The sequence below is a fragment of the Candidatus Villigracilis proximus genome, assembly GCF_016717045.1.
Taxonomy (GTDB): domain Bacteria; phylum Chloroflexota; class Anaerolineae; order Anaerolineales; family Villigracilaceae; genus Villigracilis; species Villigracilis proximus.
Window position 1 is genome coordinate 37908 of the sequence record NZ_JADJUO010000026.1, and the last position, 17726, is coordinate 55633.

The 17726-nt window shown below is 48.5% G+C and carries 18 protein-coding genes and 1 pseudogene; 1 reads left to right on the forward strand and 18 read right to left on the reverse strand.

The genetic code is table 11. The features are described 5' to 3' along the window. Positions 1-12: 12 nt before the first annotated feature. From IPL71_RS22110 to IPL71_RS22195, 18 genes are all read right to left on the reverse strand, one after another. On the reverse strand, positions 13-1809 hold the full coding sequence (locus tag IPL71_RS22110; RefSeq protein WP_345325398.1) for a thiamine pyrophosphate-binding protein: 1797 nt from the start codon (positions 1807-1809) through the stop codon (positions 13-15). Continuing rightward, positions 1809-2954, reverse strand: a complete 1146-nt coding sequence (locus tag IPL71_RS22115) for an FkbM family methyltransferase (protein ID WP_345325400.1) — start codon at positions 2952-2954, stop codon at positions 1809-1811. The genes IPL71_RS22110 and IPL71_RS22115 overlap by 1 nt, the downstream gene beginning before the upstream one ends. 2 nt (positions 2955-2956) lie before the next feature. Beyond that, positions 2957-4144 (reverse strand): class I SAM-dependent methyltransferase, encoded by a 1188-nt coding sequence (locus tag IPL71_RS22120; RefSeq protein ID WP_345325401.1) that lies wholly within the window; start codon positions 4142-4144, stop codon positions 2957-2959. Further along, on the reverse strand, positions 4141-5187 hold the full coding sequence (locus tag IPL71_RS22125) for an NAD-dependent epimerase/dehydratase family protein (RefSeq protein WP_345325402.1): 1047 nt from the start codon (positions 5185-5187) through the stop codon (positions 4141-4143). The genes IPL71_RS22120 and IPL71_RS22125 overlap by 4 nt, the downstream gene beginning before the upstream one ends. Further along, on the reverse strand, positions 5162-6481 hold the full coding sequence (gene rfbH / locus IPL71_RS22130; RefSeq protein ID WP_345325404.1) for a lipopolysaccharide biosynthesis protein RfbH: 1320 nt from the start codon (positions 6479-6481) through the stop codon (positions 5162-5164). Before rfbH ends, IPL71_RS22125 begins: the two co-directional genes overlap by 26 nt. Continuing rightward, positions 6465-7466: a GDP-mannose 4,6-dehydratase gene (locus IPL71_RS22135; RefSeq protein WP_514130840.1), complete on the reverse strand. Its 1002-nt coding sequence runs from the start codon at positions 7464-7466 to the stop codon at positions 6465-6467. Before IPL71_RS22135 ends, rfbH begins: the two co-directional genes overlap by 17 nt. Next, positions 7451-8218, reverse strand: coding sequence for a glucose-1-phosphate cytidylyltransferase (gene rfbF, locus IPL71_RS22140; RefSeq protein ID WP_345325406.1), 768 nt, complete (start codon positions 8216-8218; stop codon positions 7451-7453). Before rfbF ends, IPL71_RS22135 begins: the two co-directional genes overlap by 16 nt. A 185-nt stretch (positions 8219-8403) precedes the next feature. Beyond that, positions 8404-8955 carry a hydrogenase 3 maturation endopeptidase HyCI gene (locus IPL71_RS22145; protein ID WP_345325407.1) on the reverse strand — a complete coding sequence of 184 codons (552 nt, stop codon included), beginning with the start codon at positions 8953-8955 and terminating at the stop codon, positions 8404-8406. Beyond that, positions 8882-9304 carry a 4Fe-4S binding protein gene (locus IPL71_RS22150; protein ID WP_345325409.1) on the reverse strand — a complete coding sequence of 141 codons (423 nt, stop codon included), beginning with the start codon at positions 9302-9304 and terminating at the stop codon, positions 8882-8884. Before IPL71_RS22150 ends, IPL71_RS22145 begins: the two co-directional genes overlap by 74 nt. Then, positions 9301-10224 carry a complex I subunit 1 family protein gene (locus tag IPL71_RS22155; protein ID WP_345325411.1) on the reverse strand — a complete coding sequence of 308 codons (924 nt, stop codon included), beginning with the start codon at positions 10222-10224 and terminating at the stop codon, positions 9301-9303. Before IPL71_RS22155 ends, IPL71_RS22150 begins: the two co-directional genes overlap by 4 nt. After that, positions 10221-11891 carry a hydrogenase large subunit gene (locus IPL71_RS22160; RefSeq protein ID WP_345325412.1) on the reverse strand — a complete coding sequence of 557 codons (1671 nt, stop codon included), beginning with the start codon at positions 11889-11891 and terminating at the stop codon, positions 10221-10223. Before IPL71_RS22160 ends, IPL71_RS22155 begins: the two co-directional genes overlap by 4 nt. After that, entirely contained in the window at positions 11888-12397 is a 510-nt protein-coding gene (locus IPL71_RS22165) for an NADH-quinone oxidoreductase subunit B family protein (protein WP_514130841.1), read from the reverse strand. Before IPL71_RS22165 ends, IPL71_RS22160 begins: the two co-directional genes overlap by 4 nt. Before the next feature lie 12 nt (positions 12398-12409). Beyond that, complete coding sequence (locus IPL71_RS22170; protein WP_345325413.1) at positions 12410-12724, reverse strand: hypothetical protein; 315 nt, start codon at positions 12722-12724, stop codon at positions 12410-12412. A 4-nt stretch (positions 12725-12728) separates the two neighbouring features. After that, positions 12729-14249, reverse strand: coding sequence for a complex I subunit 5 family protein (locus tag IPL71_RS22175; protein WP_345325414.1), 1521 nt, complete (start codon positions 14247-14249; stop codon positions 12729-12731). Beyond that, positions 14250-14393, reverse strand: coding sequence for a hypothetical protein (locus IPL71_RS22180; protein WP_345325415.1), 144 nt, complete (start codon positions 14391-14393; stop codon positions 14250-14252). A gap of 4 nt (positions 14394-14397) precedes the next feature. Continuing rightward, positions 14398-15999, reverse strand: coding sequence for an NADH-quinone oxidoreductase subunit 5 family protein (locus IPL71_RS22185; protein ID WP_345325416.1), 1602 nt, complete (start codon positions 15997-15999; stop codon positions 14398-14400). 1 nt (position 16000) lies between these two features. Then, entirely contained in the window at positions 16001-16312 is a 312-nt protein-coding gene (locus IPL71_RS22190; RefSeq protein WP_345325418.1) for an NADH-quinone oxidoreductase subunit NuoK, read from the reverse strand. Continuing rightward, on the reverse strand, positions 16309-16803 hold the full coding sequence (locus IPL71_RS22195) for a hydrogenase subunit MbhD domain-containing protein (protein ID WP_345325420.1): 495 nt from the start codon (positions 16801-16803) through the stop codon (positions 16309-16311). Before IPL71_RS22195 ends, IPL71_RS22190 begins: the two co-directional genes overlap by 4 nt. A 610-nt stretch (positions 16804-17413) precedes the next feature. Here IPL71_RS22195 and IPL71_RS22200 point away from each other — a divergent pair. Continuing rightward, positions 17414-17726 (forward strand): annotated as a pseudogene (locus tag IPL71_RS22200) (pyridoxal-phosphate dependent enzyme); the annotation flags it as partial.

Below are 17726 nucleotides of genomic sequence, written 5' to 3' on the forward strand. Positions count from 1 at the left end.
GTTGAGGTTATTTTACTCTTCCCACAAGGGGATGAGCATGTTTTTCGCCAGTTCGTCACGTTCCAGAAAGGGAAACATATCCTCAAGCGGAGCAGAGACAATGCGGCCATCGGATAATTGTCGTGAGCTCTGACGCGGCTCAAATCCCTGTGCAGGGTCAAGGACAACTTCGCAGACCACTGGTCCAGAAGTGGACAATACCCCACGCAAACCGAGAAGGAAATCAGCCGAGTCAAGTCTTACTGTGGAAAACCCGTAGGCCTTTGCAAGTTTGATCATGTCTGGAAATGAAACGCCTGAATCAGGACTTTCTCCGACAGTGTTTCCAAAAAAGCCCTTTTGCGAGGTTCGAATGGAAAGATAACCATTATTATTGAGCACGAAAATCTTAAGCGGTAATTGATACTGAATAACAGTTTGTAGTTCCTGAATATTTAACTGCAAACTTCCGTCACCAGCAAGGCAGATCACCTGACGGCCATCACCAGCCACCGCTGCACCAATGGCCGCGGGCAGGTCATAGCCCATGGAAGCAGAGCCAGAATTGGAAAACAAGCGCTGACCTAATTTTAATTTTCCTGCTTGAAATGAGATGATACAGGCTGAGGCGTTTCCAGTAACAACAACATCATCTTTACCAAGGTTTTCAAACAAGGTGCGCATAAAATAATATGGATTTATCTTACCGGTAAATTCGCGATGCTTCGGCAGCACAGCTGGATATTTTTCATTTAATTCCCTGCACCATGCCAGCCATTTCGAGTGTTGACTTGTATCCCAATCACCAAGTTGTGTCTGCATTTCCTTGAAGAAATCGCGTAAATCCGCATGGATGGGCATATCCGGTTTTATAGTCGGTTTATTTAATTCAGCGGAATCTACGTCCACCCAGATTTTATAGGCGGCGCGCGCAAAAGATTTGAATGCATAGCCTGTTTGGCGAATATTTAAACGGCTTCCTAAAATCAGGAGAACATCTGAGTTTTGTACTGCAAAGTTTCCACCGCGCGTTCCTATCGTTCCAGGACGACCGCAGAAAACAGGATCATCTGAAGCGATAGTGTCATGCGTCCAGCCGGTTGTGACAGGAATGCCGAGCTTATGCACAACCTCAAGAAAGGCGTTTATTTCTCCAGAAATGCGAACACCACTTCCTGCGAGAATCACGGGACGCTGTGCGTTTTTTAGTTTATCTAATGCTTGAGCAACAGATTCGCTCAGGTGGACTGGAGCAGGTTCGGGCGTCATAAATGAAGCGAAGCCTTCCAACGTCGATTCATCTATTTGACTGGATTGTACATCAATGGGAATATCCAGCCAACATGGGCCGGGCCTTCCCATTTGCGAAAGATGCCAGGCCTTTTCCAGGTGGTAACGGATTGTTTGCGGGTCGGTGACGGTCACTGCATATTTTGTAATTCCGCGGACCATTGAAACAATATCCACTTCCTGATCGCCAAGTTGACGAAGATCAGGAAGATCATACGTGCGGACATAGGTTTCACGCTTAACCTGACCAGAAATAACCAGCATGGGAATCGAATCTGTGAAGGCGCCATAGACGCCATTCAATGTGTTAATTCCGCCTGGCCCCGTAGTGACATTGACCACACCGGGTTTGCCGGTGACACGCGCATATCCCTCGGCAGCCATGGCACTGGCCTGTTCGTGATGATTGAAAATGGTTTTGATCTGCGGATGTTTTCCAATGGCGTAATTTAAAAACATGGAGCCGCCGCCGGTAAGCATAAACACATGGCGCACACCAAATTCAGAAAGTCGATTTGCTATATATTCCGAGACACGCATTATTTATTTTTCTCCACGGGCACGGCATATAAAACCAACTCAAAATCATTCATGGCGTGAGAACGGGTGTAAAACCTATATTTTCCAGGAGCGATACTTTCTACAAGCATGGGAAGTTGCCAAAGATGTTCGGGACGATGATAAAGAGAGACGGCAAGCCCGGGCGTGTGGGTGCTAATAATTTGACGCGCCCCCAGCAAGGCATCGTATTCCGCGCCTTCAATGTCCATTTTTATTAAGTTGGGTGCCATGGTTGGAATGGCATCATCAAGCGCCACACATTGGATCACAGTGGTGCCTTTACTTGAAATATTACTCGCCATCCCTTGTCCTGTTTCAAATGACAACTGTCTGGTGGATGAAAAAACTCCGCATGGGAACAAATTTGCATCAGGCAATTCTTTTTTGTGTGAAGAAATAAATTTCGAGAGCTTCGCGTAATTGGCCAAATCGGGTTCAAAAGCGGCTACAGATTGCACTTCAATTTTATTTTTTATCAGGTCAGCCAGTGTATCACCATCGAATGCGCCGCAATCTACAAAACGCAACGGCGTTTTCCAGGATGGGATATTTGTAGGATGATAAGGATTTATCAGGTCTGGTATGGGTAGTTTTGAAGTATCTCCAGTGAGACGAAATTCCATAACCGATTGAAACAAGGATTTACTTGCATCATCTGCCCAAAGCTCGTACATTTCCTCAAGCACTGTTCGTAAAGAAAAATAATAATCGCGTGAGGTTAACCAGTAACGTACACCAAGCTCCCGCCCAAAGAAGTCGTAAAGATCCACTGAATTAAGTATCTTCTTGAATCCAACATTTGTAAGATGGGCAATAATCTTCAAATTATCAGCTTGATAATTGTGAATACCAAGTACAACCACTATTTTTGCGGATACACCATTAATCTCCGCAGCTTTTTCAGGCGTGTAAACCGGCATCCCGTGCAGAAAGGGAACTTCGCGCGGCATATGGTCGATAAAACCATAGACGGGCAGGCCGTTATCAATCAGCGTTCGATGCACATCCTGTGCAAAAGTTCCAGTGCCATATATAAAAATGGGGGAAAACCCATCAAGCCATGGCACCTGAATATCCTTTTGTTTACCTGCCATTTCTATTAATGGTTCAAGCCAGCTGGTCATAATTACTCTCCTTGAAGAAAAATGATTTCATTCAGCAATCCCATAGCGCGTATTTGTTTTGCAATTGACTGGTGATGCAAAAGTGTGGCAATCAAAATCGGGGAATCCATTTTCACCAACCCTTGCGGGGCAAGGATGGGTTTACCATGCAGTATTTTGCCTTGATTAATGGGGTTATTATCCACAAAAGCGGCAATGTTTGCGCGAGCGAGGGATGTTTCAGCCAGCAATTTCATAGAGAGCTGCCCTGTGCCCCAAACAATGATCGAAGGGGTATGCGCAAGGAAACTGCTTAATCGAGTATCAATATCGCTCATTATTTTTTTGGAACGTACGATATATTCTTCGATCTTCAACTTTAAATTTTCATCTTTCTTTAGTGGGGCATCCGTTAACGCATCGCTCTTTTTCCAAAAACCAAATACAGCCGGGTAAAACATATCCACGCCAGCCGTCAGAGCCTTTGCGCCGCCGCTGATCAATTTGAAACCATGCACAAGCATTAAATTTTCAAGGCAGGCAAGTGAAAAGTGATTTACATGTTCTGTATTGAAATCCTGCAAAGGTGCATAAATGAAATCTACATAACGTACTGCATCAGGTGTTTCGATATAAACGATCCCGTTTGGTTTTAGCCGTTTGGTGATCCACTCCACCGCACCGCGTACATCCTGCACATGCTCCAGTGTATGCGACAAAATCACACAGTCATAAGCGTTCTCTTTGAATGGTAAAAATAACGAACCTTGATGTGCCTCAATTCCCAATTGCCGTGTATTCTCTACACAAACTGGAGAAGGGTCAATGCCGCACAATGTTTCATACCCCAATTCTTTCAGCGCCAATAACATACCGCCATTTGCACAGCCAACATCCAATATACTTGCGTTTGTATTTTGCAAAACGTCTACGATCTGTAAAACAGTCTCCTGCTGGCGTTTCCAGTCAAAAGGATTTTCCACGCCGCCAGTGCCGGTCTTTGAATCTTCATACTTCGAGTGTTCGGCATAAAAGCGATCATAATCGGCTTGTGTCACCGATGTATCGGCATAGACAAATCCGCACAAGGAACAAGCCACAACATCATAGCCCGATGAAAGCGGATGCCCTTCCGGTAATTCAAAGCGCTGCGTATGTAATAATTCAACAGTTACGGCTTCGCAAATAGGACAGGGTCGCCTTGCTATCATTTATTTTTTCCTTGTATGCAGGTAATTGTGCGATTAACACTTTCGTCTAAAAAAAACGATTGGGTTAATCCCAGTTCATTTTGTGCGCGCTTTGTAGATGGGACATATTGCTCTGCCGGAATTGCAGGATTTGGGACACCTTGAATTTCAACGTGGATGTTGGGGCTCTCGCTTCGCGCTACGGCGTGAGCTGTTTCAGCGATACTGACACTTTCTTCGCTCCCGACATTGTACACGCGCCCCGAGTCGCCGCGCAAGAGAATTGTCCATAGCCAGATCGTGAGATCCGCAGCGTGGAGATAGGAGCGGCGCGGGGTGCCGTCGCTTTTGATGATGATCGGTCCGCCGTTGAGCGCATCGCGGATGAAGTTGCCGATGGCGAAGTGAATATCCAGCGGAAGGTATGGACCTACAAAAGCAAAACAGCGGGCAATGGATGATGATAGTCCATGTTGTTTGGCATATAAGGCGCATAATTGTTCGGCTGTTCTTTTTCCTGTACCGTAGGCAGAATATGGATCAAGCGGATTGGGTGCGCCCATATAATCTTCTGGGATGTGGGTCATGTCAGCGGGTTGTTTGCCATAGACAGCACCGGAGCTGGTTAGTAAAAACTTTTCAGACTTACATTGCACGGCAAAATCAAGTGTGTGACGCGTGCCTTCAATAATGGTGTCCATCATCAACAAAGGATTTTCATTATTAAGTTTTGCACTCGCATCTGTCGCGGCGTGGATGATGTGCGAGTATTGACCTTTTGGAAATTCAAAGTTTCGCACATCTCCCTGATATAGGGTGACAGCGGGGTTAAGCATCAGGTGCGGAAATGTTTGTTGGACAGTATCAGGCCTACGAGTCAGAACAGATACGGATGCTTTTAAGTCCAGTTGCTGATTGGCGAAGAGAAAACTTTCGAGGAGCCAGCATCCAAAGAATCCTGTTCCGCCTGTGATAAAGATGCGCGCGCCGCGCAGGTCTTCCCAGAGATCACGGGTGTGGTCGAGGATGTGATTCAGATCAGCGGAGAGCGGATTTTGCGTCATGGAGAGTCTCGATCACATAATCTAACATGGGGTGCGTGAGGCCGGGATAAACACCAAGCCAGAAAACCTGGTTCATAATAAAATCTGTGTTGTCCAACGGACTAGCAACGCGATACTGCGTGTTGCGATAAGCAGGCTGACGCACAAGGTTGCCGCCAAAAAGCAGGCGGGTTGCAATCTTGCGGCTGTCTAAAAACTGAGTGAGTTGATTGCGCGTGAAGGGCGCTTCGGCACGGACTGCGATAGGAAAACCAAACCAGCTTGGCTGGCTATTGGGTGTAGCTTCTGGAAGAATTAAATATTCCTGCAAGTCTTGAAGATTTTCATGCATGTATGCAAAGTTTGCGCGGCGGGTTTCGATGAAGCCCGCGACCTTTTGCATTTGAGCAAGACCAACAGCCGCCTGCATATCGGTGGCTTTTAAGTTATAGCCAATATGCGAGTAGGTATATTTATGATCATAGCCATAAGGCAGTTCGCCGAGTTGATGTTCAAAGCGCTTGCCGCAGGTATTATCCTTGCCCGGCTCGCACCAACAGTCACGCCCCCAATCGCGGAAAGATTCGGCAAGGGTGCGTAATTTTGGTTTGTCAGTTAATACTGCGCCGCCCTCCCCCATGGTGATGTGATGAGCGGGATAAAAACTTGTAGTGGCCAGCGCGCCAAATGTACCGACCTGGCGTCCGTTATACGTAGCGCCAACTGCATCACAGCAATCTTCGATCAACCAGAGATCGTGTTTGCGTGCAAACTCAGTGACCGTATCAAGATCGAAGGGATTCCCCAATGTATGGGCTATCATGATGGCACGCGTACGCGGGCTGAGCGCGGCTTCGAGATAATTCACATCCACGTTATAAGTGGGGATCTGAACATCGATAAAAACAGGAACTAGATTGTTTTGAATGATCGGGTTGACAGTGGTTGGAAACCCTGCCGCGACGGTAATGACTTCATCACCGGGCTTGAGCGCCTTGTCCCCCAACTGCGGCGAAGTAAGTGTTGACAACGCCACAAGATTTGCAGAAGAGCCAGAATTAACCAGAATGGTGTGGCGCACTCCCATAAATTTTGAAAATTCTTTTTGGAACTGATCGGCATATCTGCCTGTGGTCAGCCAAAAATCAAGAGACGAATCAACCAGGTGCTGCATTTCGATCTCGTCAAATACTTTTCCTGAAACTGGAACAGAGGATTCGCCGGCGATAAATTCGCGCGGTGCAAAAGCCTCTGTGAAGTATTCAGCGGTAAGCGCGCGGATCTGTGCGCGCAGTTCTTCAGCTCTTGGATTCATTATTAAAAAAGTTCCTGTACCAGTCAATGGTCATGCCCAACGCTTGATCTAAATTAAAGAGCGGCTTCCAATTTAACATGTTCCGCGCTTTTTCTGCGCTCAAATATTGATGACGGATTTCATTACTGGCTTCGTTTAAAATCGTTGGCGGAATATCTGACCCCATTATTTTGATGATGCTCTCGACAATCTCCCGCACGGTTACCTGAATCTCGTTCGAGAAGTTAAAAGCCTGCCCTTTGAGTTCGGGACGCGCGGCAAGCTGTTCTGCCAATAACATGTAAGCCGCCGCGCCATCTTCCACGTAAAAATAATCGCGGATATATTCGCCGTCTGAGCGGATAATGGGAGCCTGTCCACGCAAGATCGAGCGGATGGTGCCGGGGATGATGCGATTCCAATTTAAGTCACCGCCGCCGTAGAAATTTCCGCAGCGGGTAATGGCCACGGGCAGGTCGTAGCTTTTTGCATAAGTAGCCGCGATCAAATCCGCAGCAGACTTGCTGACATCATACGGATGTTGTCCTTGCAAGGGAGTATCTTCGTTGTACGGCAAAATTTCCTGATCGCCATAAGCTTTATCAGAGGAAGCCATCACAATTTGCTTAACCTTTGGGCTGCGACGGCTGGCTTCCAGAATATTCCATGTGCCCGCGATATTGGTCTCAAATGTAGAGATCGGGTTGCGATTGGCGATGGTGACGATCGTCTGCGCGGCCAAATGAATAACGGTATCTATTTCAAATTCACCTAACGCGCGCTCAAGCATGTCGCGGTCACGGACATCGCCGCGCACGATCTTGACATGTTCGATCAACCCAGAGCGCACCAGTTCACTTTGCGGCACCCAATCACGAACAAGGCAAACGACATCTGCACCTGCATCAACGAGCCGCTGGACCAGCCATGAGCCGACCAGTCCTGTTCCACCTGTGACAAACGTGGGACGATCCTGCCAAAATGAACGATTTACCATATTTTCCATGGGGCTTTTTCTTCCTGCCATAATTTATTAAGAAGATGCACATCACGCAGCGTATCCATGGACTGCCAGAAGTCTTCATGCTGATAAGCGGACAACTGCCCGTCTGCGGCAATATTCTCAAGTGACTCAAATTCCCAGGCGGTTTGGTCGCCTTCGATATATTTAATGATCTCAGGCTGAAGCACGAAGAAGCCGCCATTGATCCAGCCTTCACCGATCTGGGGTTTCTCTTTGAATTGCACTACACGATGATCTTCAATGACCATTTGACCAAAACGGGCCGGCGGGCGGACAGCTGTCATTGTGACAAGTCTATTTTGCTGTTTATGAAATTCGAGCAAAGTGGGAATATGCACATTGCTGACACCATCGCCATAGGTTAACATAAATGTCTCATTCCCAACAAATTCGGCAACGCGTTTAACACGGCCGCCGGTATTGGTCTCTGCGCCTGTATCAAGCAGATGTACGATCCAATCTTCGCCTTTGTCATTATGTATTTTCACATCGACGGTTTTTAGCTTCACGGTTAAAATACGTGAGTGATAGTTATAATTCAAGAAGTAATCTTTGATCATCTCGCCCTTATATCCCAGCGCGACGACAAATTCCTTATACCCGAAAGAGGCATAAATATTCATAATATGCCAAAGGATTGGCTTACCGCCTACTTCGACCATAGGTTTTGGCTTAAGCGTTGTTTCTTCTGAGAGGCGTGTCCCTAATCCGCCGGCGAGAATGGCTACTTTCATAAGAATAAATTCCCTTCAATAAAAGATAGCATGATTATACATGCACTTACAATCAGGACTGCCTTACAAATTTTCAAGCAAAACCCCATCAAAATTGATGGGGTTTTGCTTGAAAATCGCTTTATTGCCAGATAGTTTAATAAAGTTGAAGCGCAAAGCTATCGAAATATATTTAAGGAAAACATTCAATATGGAGATTTAAGCGTAAAACAGGCATTACAAATTTCATCCACAACGACATCAACCGCGTGCAATACTTCTGCGCTGACGATCTCGCCTACGTCATTGGACTTGGGTTGAATACCAATTAGCGCCACCATGCAATGAAGTTCCAGAGTCAGGTAACGCGCCAGCATGGATAACGGCAAACTGTGCGTGGATGCGCTCATGCCTTCAATGGACTGGATCGGCACCCAGCAAATGGCACCAGGGACATCACGCATTTCTGCCGCGTCGATCAATAAAATTATTTGGGGCGCAAAGCTGCGTAATTCACCGGTCACATTTTCGGGAGCATGACCAGCTTGAATGACGAGCAAGTGAGGTGTATCGGCGGCGCACTCGCGGTGCAGTAATGCACGCGCCACAAGCATGCCGGCCGCATCGTCATTGCGGAGATTGTTTCCGATGCCTACAATTGCAACTCGCGGCGGTTCGCCGGAATTACTTTTCAGTTGACTCAGCAGCTGGTGGAGCGAGGTTTGCCATGAGATGTTCGATATCTTCATCTTTTCCATAATAAATTGTAAACTCCTCTTTATTGAGTGAAGCATGTTCCCAGTCGGTATTAGACATGCCCATACATTTAAATCTGCAATTGATGGCGCATTGCCCACAATAGATACAACGATCCATGTGATATTTCAACACGAAGCGTTTGGCGGCACGATCAATGGTGACAAGTTCAATGGCTTTGGACGGGCAATCTTTAACACACAAACAGCAGCCCGTACAAGCGGCGGGGTTATATTGCAGATTGCCGCGGAATCTTTCCGGCGTAGGAGTTCTTTCCACTGGATAGAGTTGAGTGCTGTTCTTTTTGAAAAACGACTCAACAATATCCTTAAGCATGGTTCCAATTTTCATAATGCAAATCCTTTCCACAAGATCATGACCAGTAGTTGTGCCAAAACCAAGATCGCACCAAAGCGCCACCAAAGCCCAACAGTCTGGTCGATACGCAGGCGGGTTAATAAAACCTGGAACATGGACATTACCAAAAGCAAGGCCAGCGATTTGAATAAAAATGATGGGATGCCATTCAATCCGCCGAGATAAAAAGACGAGACCAGCGACAAGCCAATAATTAACTCAACAGACCTGCCTATTTTAAACATCGCCAGACCACGTCCGCTGTATTCGGTTAGCGCGCCGGCGACAATTTCGGTTTCTGCTTCGGGCGCATCGAAGGGCGGAAGTTCGAGCTTGCCCATCAAACCGATCAACGCAACTATAAAACCAACGGGCTGGGTAAGAATTAACCATTTACCTTGAGCAAATTCATTAATCGTGCTGATCTGCCAACTACCCGCGACGAGAGCCGGTCCAAGCATGGCCAATAGAAACGGTGCTTCATAGGCAAACAACTGCGTCAGCGTGCGTGTGGCTCCGATCAATGAGAAACGTCCGCTGGTGTTCCAGCCGGCGAGGCCGACACACATCGTCGGCAGGCTGAGCAGATAAATGGTGACGATCAAGTCACCGGGAAAACTATAAGCGGGGTTTAATCCCATTAAGGGAACATACAGAGCGGCGGTCAATGCGCCAGAGAGCGCGGCAATTGGCAAACCAAAGAATAGATATGGATTAACGATCGCAGGCTTGATCTGTTCCTTGGCAAAAAGTTTGAGCGCGTCTGCAAAGGGTTGGAACCAGCGCGGACCGACACGATTCTGAAAACGAGCCACCAGTTTACGGTCGATCCATTCGTAGAACATGCCGACCAGTACGAGCGTCAAGCCTGCGGGGAAAATCAAGAGCGTGAAAAGTGACGTGAATGTGTTCATCGTTTGTAATACTCAATTCCATACTCGCGCAGTCGACTCCATGACCAGGTCTCGCGGCTGTCAGGGCGGGCGACGGTGACAAGGCGATCATTGCACGAGAAGCACGGGTCCATGCCTGCGATCAACATCGGCACATCGGCCAATTGACGCCCGACGGCTTTCTCAAGCACAGAGACCCAATTGCACAGGCTGGGCGTGCGGATGTGAATTCGCGCGGGGGTTTCTCCGCCGTTGCTTTTTATAAAATAGAACAATTCGCCGCGCGGCGCTTCGATGCGTGAAACAGTTTCACCCGCAGGAATTTTGCGCGGCATACGAACGGTCAACGGACCTTCGGGAAGGTTATCCACAATGGTGCGCATGGTAAAACATGAGACCAGCAATTCCTTCAAGCGAACTTCACAACGGGCTTCAAGGTCGCCATTGGTTTCGGTTACCGCGCTGACCGGGAAGTGGAAGTAAGCACCGTAAGGAGCTTCAACACGCACGTCACGCACCAAGCCTGAGGCGCGCGCCGTCGGGCCAAGCAAACCAAACTTTACAGCTTCATCAAATGAGATCGTGCCGATACCGCGCGTCCGATTCAAGAACATCACATCGGTTGTGACCACTTCGAGATAATGACGAATGCGTGTTTCGAGATAGGTTAATCCTTCCTTGATGGCTTTGGCTTGTTCAGGACCAATATCACATTTGACTCCGCCCAATAAATTCGCAGAATAATTAACTCGATTGCCGGTGATCTGTTCCAACAGATTCATCACAGTTTCACGATCACGCCATGAGTACATGAATAACGTATCAAAGCCGGCTTCGTGAGCGGCAACTCCCAGCCAAAGCAAATGACTGTGCACACGCTCAAGTCCTGCCACCAATTCACGGATGGCTTGCGCGCGCGGCGGCGCTTCGACCTGCGCCAGTTTTTCCACGCCAAGGCTGTAGGCCATCGCGTGTGTGTGTGAACAAATTCCGCACACACGTTCGAAGAGATATAAATTTTGAATCCAGTTGCGGCTCTCGGCGGCTTTCTCAATGCCGCGATGAGCATAACCAAGCCGCATACGTGCGGCGGTGACAATTTCTCCATCCACTGTAAATTCAAAATGGCCGGGTTCTTTGAGCGCGGGATGCTGCGGGCCAATCGGAATTACAAACGTATTGCCGCCAACAACTCCCTGCTCGGGTAATTCGTCAGCATGGCGGCCAGCTACCGGCGCGGCTTGATCGAGCGTGAAATCCGCCCGCATTGGATAGACATCATCAGGCCAGTCATCGGGCAGAAAAAGCCGTTCGCTGATATTTAATCCACTAAATGTGAAGCCTAACATTTCCTGCATTTCACGTTCAAAAAAAGATGCGGGCGGAAGAATATCTGCGATGCTTGGCAGGCTGGCATTGGTATGCGGCAAACGAATGCGCAGGGATGTGATGGCGGGTCCGCTGCAAAAGTGATAGAGCGCTTCCAGTTGAGCAGAATCAGTTCCAAGGTCCAGACCGGTGATCGCGGAAAGATATCCCCAATGCGCTTCATGCAAGACGGTCACTGCCGCGCGCAGATCGTCACCAGTGATAACAACATCCACACGATTTGATTCAGGATGAATGGTTTCCTTATTCCACGGAGCGAGAAGCTGTTCGGCTTGCGCTAAAACTTGTTCGATGTTCATGCGGGAATCTCCTCGGTGATGACGGGTCTTTGCTGCTTGCGCGCCTGGCCGCCCTTCAAACTCGTGAGCAACTGAACGATGCCGTCAATGATGGCTTCGGGGCGCGGCGGGCAGCCAGGGATATACACATCGACTGGAATGACATCATCGACCGAGCCAACGCAGTTGTAGCAGCCTTCGAAGACGCCGCCCGAAATACTGCATGACCCAACCGAGATGACAAATTTGGGATCAGGCATTTGTTCATAGGTGCGGATTAAACGCTCCCTTGCCTGACGGGTAACGGGTCCGGTTACGATCAGCACATCAGCATGACGGGGGCTGCCCTGCAATTTGATGCCGAAGCGTTCGACATCGTAACGCGGTGTCAGCGTGGCGAGAATTTCAATGTCGCAGCCGTTGCATGAGCCGCTGTTGAAATGCACCGCCCAAATGGAATTCATCCGCGCCCAGGTGCGGACTTGATTGATGACCTTTGTCCAAAGTTGATCGTTATTTGTGTTCATGTTTCACCATTATTATCCGAGGATCAAAGCGACCAGTGCCAATATGAGTCCGAGCAAATAAACAACCGTGACCGATGAAAGGTCACTGCTGCCGACCATAATTACACCGAGATGTAATACCGCAAAAAATAACGCGATCACAAAAAACTGACGATAGCCCGGCGCGGCGGGAATTGGGTCGTAATCTTCTCCGCTGGCATAGGGTTCTGATTTGAATTGAGACTTGCGTCCTTTGGCTGCGAATAATCGTCCGAGGCCAGAAACGGCAGAGACGGCTAATCCGTAAACGAGGAACGCGATCAAGGGGGTTAGGAGAAAGTTTGTCATAGGGTTATTTTCCAAACATCGTCATCAAAGTTTGCGCGGCGGGGATGGTGACCCAATCCATTAATTGCGGCACAAAACCCAACACGATGACAGCAGCCATCATGAGTATGAGCGGCAACACAATCGCAAGCGATAATTGTTTGCCCGCCAACACTTGCACAGAGGGCGCTTTGCGATACATCATATTCACGAGCGGCGCATAATATGCAAGCGAGAGTACGCTATTGAGCGCCATGAAAATCATCAACGCAATGATCCAGTTATCGTGAGTTTTAAAGCCAGCCACAAAAATTTGCCACTTAGACATAAAGCCAGCTAATGGCGGCAGTCCGCCAAGACCTAAAACGGCGATACTTAATGCAAGCGCAACCAGCGGATATTTCTGCGCGGTGCCAGCCAGATCGTTGATCGTCAGCGAAGCGTGAGAATTATTCTGCAGGAACAAGCCATAGATCAACGCGCCGACAGACAAAAACGCGAGTCCTTTCATTAGTGTGTGATTGAAGAGATGAAAGAATGCGCCTTGCGCGCCAAGTTCCACGCCAGAATAAAGCGCAATGCCGAGGCCTAAAAGAATATAGCCAATGTGACTCAAACTCGAATAAGCCAGCATACGTTTGACCATCGTTTGGCGCAAAGCCAATAAATTTCCATATAAAATATTTAACGCACCAAAAGCCATGAACAGGAGTCCCCACGAAAGCGAAAAGCCCGGCAGCACCGAAAGCGCGCGCAGCATGGCAACCAACCCCACTTCGATGACTACACCTGAAAGCATGGCGCTGATTCCGCTGGGTGCTTGTGAATGCGCGTCGGGCAGCCAGGTGTGCAATGGGACAATTGCAACTTTGACTCCAAAACCGATGATGAATAGCGCGCCCGCGCCAAGCAAGGCAAAGCGGTTCATATCCGCCCCGTTGACTGCTTCGCGAATCCCGGGCAGATCCAACGTCCCGGCATTTGCAAGAACCAGAGCAATGCCCATCAAGACCATCACAGAACCAATTGCGCTTTGCACAAGATATTTCATACCCGCTTCCAACGAAGCAGCTTGTTCACGATAAAAGGCGACCAATAGATATGAGGAGATCGCCATGCCTTCAAACCAAACCCACAAGTTGAATAAGTCACCGGCGCAGGCGAGACCGATCATCAAACCGATCATAGCCAGCAGCATGGCGTAATATTTTTCTTCGCCCACTTCGCCAGCCATGTATGGACCAGAGAACAGGATGACCAAAGTACCGAGTGTCAGGATCATCGCGGCGGCCAGCAGACTGATCCCGTCCACGCGCAGCCAGATGGCTTCAATATTGAATTCCTGTACATTGCCAGCGAGGAAAGTTTGCACAGACAGCACAAAGGGAATCCACGCGAGCAGGATGGCGAGCAGAGCCAGTCCGCGCACGAGGAAGGAACGGCGATGTAAGATTGTTTCGTGTGTGCCAAGGCGGCCGGACAAATATACAAGCGGAGAGGAAACCAGCGGAATTACGATCATGCCGATGAAGGTCAGGAGTGTCATTTACGCACCGCCCCACAACAGCACTGCCAGCACAATAAATAATGCGCCGATAATGCCAAGGATATTCCAGTTCAATTCGCCAGTTTGTGTGGCGCGTAAACTTTCAGCAAACTTACTGACCGTATTCACAACAAAGTGATTCACTGATTCAAACCCGAAAGATGAATCGGTAAGTGAGTTGAGCCAGCCAGGACTTTCTGTCAGCGCAAACTTTCGGCCTACAGTGAAGAATAATGCCAGACCAAGAATTACCACCAGTAAAGCGAACCAGGTAGCGGGTGCAGAGCTGATCGATGACCATCTCCAGGGTGGATTCTTCTTTGATGGCATGAAAAGGCATGGACGTAGATAACAGCTTATTTAATCCGCCAAAAAATAGCCATGTTGTAAATGAACCAATGGATAAGATGGCGAGTGAAATTTTCATCGCCGTGCCGGTTTCGTGAACGTGTAATTCTTCGCGTTGTGTGCCGAAGAAGACCAGCCATGTCATGCGGAAAGTATAGAAGGCTGTGAGACCCGCGCCGATGAGCATGAGGACATAGGCCCAGCGCGGAGAATGTTCGAGGCCGACTTCAAGAATGAGCTCCTTGCTCCAGAAGCCGTTGAAGATGGGAAGTCCCATCAGGGCGAGTGCGCCGATGATAAAGACATTGCGGGCGAATGGCATTTTTGCGCTGAGGCCGCCCATGCGGCGCATATCGCGTGTGCCAACGGCGTGAATGACCGAACCCGCAGTGAGAAAAAGCAACGCTTTGAAAACTGCATGACTCAGCAAATGAAATTGACTCGCCAGCACACCGCCCGCGCCGATTGCATAAACCATGTAGCCCAATTGACTGACAGTTGAATAAGCCAGCGCGCGTTTTAGATCGGTAGCGGTCAACGCCATGACGGCCGTGATCAATGCTGAAGTAACACCAACCAAGATGACAGCGGTCTTCCAATTTGGAACAGACTCAAACGCGGGATAAAAACGCGCCAGTAAATAAATACCGGCATTGACCATCGTCGCGGCGTGAATCAGTGCGCTGATCGGAGTCGGCGCCTCCATCGCGTCTGGCAACCAGGTGTGAAATGGGAATTGCGCCGATTTCGCAGCGGCGGCGATTAGAAAACTAAAAGCCATGAAAGATAGTGCAGCCACTGGAATTGCACCTGCATTTGCAAGCACATCTGAAATTTGAAAACTTCCAAGATTTGCATAAGCGATCAACGTGCCGGCTAATAACCCCACGCCGCCGACTTGAGTAATGATGAGCGCCTTGATACCGCCCGCTACCGCTTTGGGATCGTCGTTGTAGAAGGAAATTAATCCATACGAACAAAGCGCCGTGATCTCCCAAAAGAAAAATGTGAATAATAAATTCCCACTTAAGACCAGGCCAGCCATCGCGCCGATGAAGAACAAGACCATAAAGTAATAGCGCCCAAGTTGGGCTTCGCCACGCATGTAATCGACTGAGAACAAAACCGCCAGCGAACCGATAACAGTTGCAATGACGGTCAAGGTCACTGACAATCCGTCAGGGACGAAGGTCAGGTTGCCGAAGACAGGAGCAAGTGTCAGATTAAGCGCGGGGCGTGAATCTACATACGCCAAAAGAATCAGGGCAGCGATTCCAGATAGCAGACTAAAAATCACAGCCAATATATGTTGGGCTTTTGCGCGCTTGTCGCCAATTGCCCAAACCACGAGCGCACCCAACCAGGGAATTCCGATGATGAGAAGGATTAAGTTGCCAGCCATATCAACCTTTTAGTGTGGAAATCTTCGGCACGTCCAAAGTACCAAAGCGACGACGCACTTGCACAGCCAGCGCCAAACCAACAACGGCCACGATTGTATCGGCCACGATAACGGTCGCGGCGGTGGATTGTCCCAACCCTAAATTGCCGCTGACTTTTCCCGCAAAGACCAAGGCCAGCACCACGGCTTTGATCAAAATCTGCAACATCATCACGGTCTTGATTAAGTTGCGCGTGATGAGCAATCCATAAAAACCGACGCCGAGCAAACCAGCGATTCCAAACAGAATAATATCGAGCGGAGAAAAGTTCATGCATGCACCTCTTCGCTATGGCCAGGCGTTCGTTCAGATAACAACCCCAAAACACCCATCACACCTGAGAAAATCAAAACAATTTGTATCCACACATCCAACACACGGCTTTGCCAGAGAACACTGGCGAGGTCCACATCACCCGTCACCAGTGTGACTTGAATCGCGGGGTACACCATCCAGCCCAATAAGATCGTCACCGTGGCGACGAGTCCCATGGCGAGCGGTTTCGGAATTACAGAACTTGGGTCAAGCGCGTCTTCGCCCACCACGCTCAAGGCGTAGACCATCAACACCGTCACCAGCCCCGCACCCACCGAGAGCTCCATCACTGCCACCTGAGTAGCACCCAACATAAAGATGACCACTGAAGTCAACGCGCTGATACAAGCCAAATATAAAGTTGACGAAAGAATTCGTTTGGATACAGTAGCTCGATACGCGCAAAACATCGCCCCCGCGAGAAGTAGAAAATACTCAACACTTTCCATTTGTATAATCTCCAACTTAAATTCAGTATGGGCGTTTACAGCTCATACCTCTCACCTCCATTAAGTTAAGTTAACCATGCTCAATTGTGAAATATACCACAAATTATCGTTTTATCCGCCTTTTAACTACGGATTGGAAGATTCGACGACGCCATATCAGTCAGCCCGCCATCAAAGTTTTATCTCATCCCTATTTATTTACCGCCCCGTTTCAATGCGGACCTCGAACCTGCTTCTGTTTCCTTCAACATTCCCTGCTTTTCAAACATTACTGTCATACAATTTGACAACTCACCTAATATTTGCTAACATGGCAATAACAAACACAAAAAATATTCGGGTAAGATATTCGGACTTCACACTTTCTAAACGCTATGAAAATAATTTACATTGCACATGTACACGGCGGGGTCTCTAACCACCGCCTCTTCCCAGAGACAAAACGGCTGACTGCCGTAAACGGTGGGCTTGACCCCGCAAAATCAAAAGTCGCTTTTTAGCGGCTTGCGAATTGCCCCCACCGTTTGCGAACTGAGATTTTTTCTTAGTATGCAGACAGCCGTTTTTTTATTTTAATATTGGCACTTAGCCGAATCCAAAGGAGAACAACATGAAAATCGCAAATAACGTAACAGATCTAATTGGCAACACTCCCCTTGTAAGACTCAACCGTGTGACTGAGGAGCAAAAGCCGAAGTGGTAGCCAAGCTGGAATTTTACAATCCGGCTCATTCGGTGAAAGACCGCATTGGTGCCGCCATGATCGACGCAGGCGAAAAAGCTGGTTTGATCACGAAGGATACAACCATCGTGGAGCCCACCAGCGGAAATACCGGCATTGCTCTGGCAATGGTCGCCGCCGCCCGTGGATATAAGATCATCCTGACCATGCCTGAAACCATGAGCAAGGGAACGCCGCATGT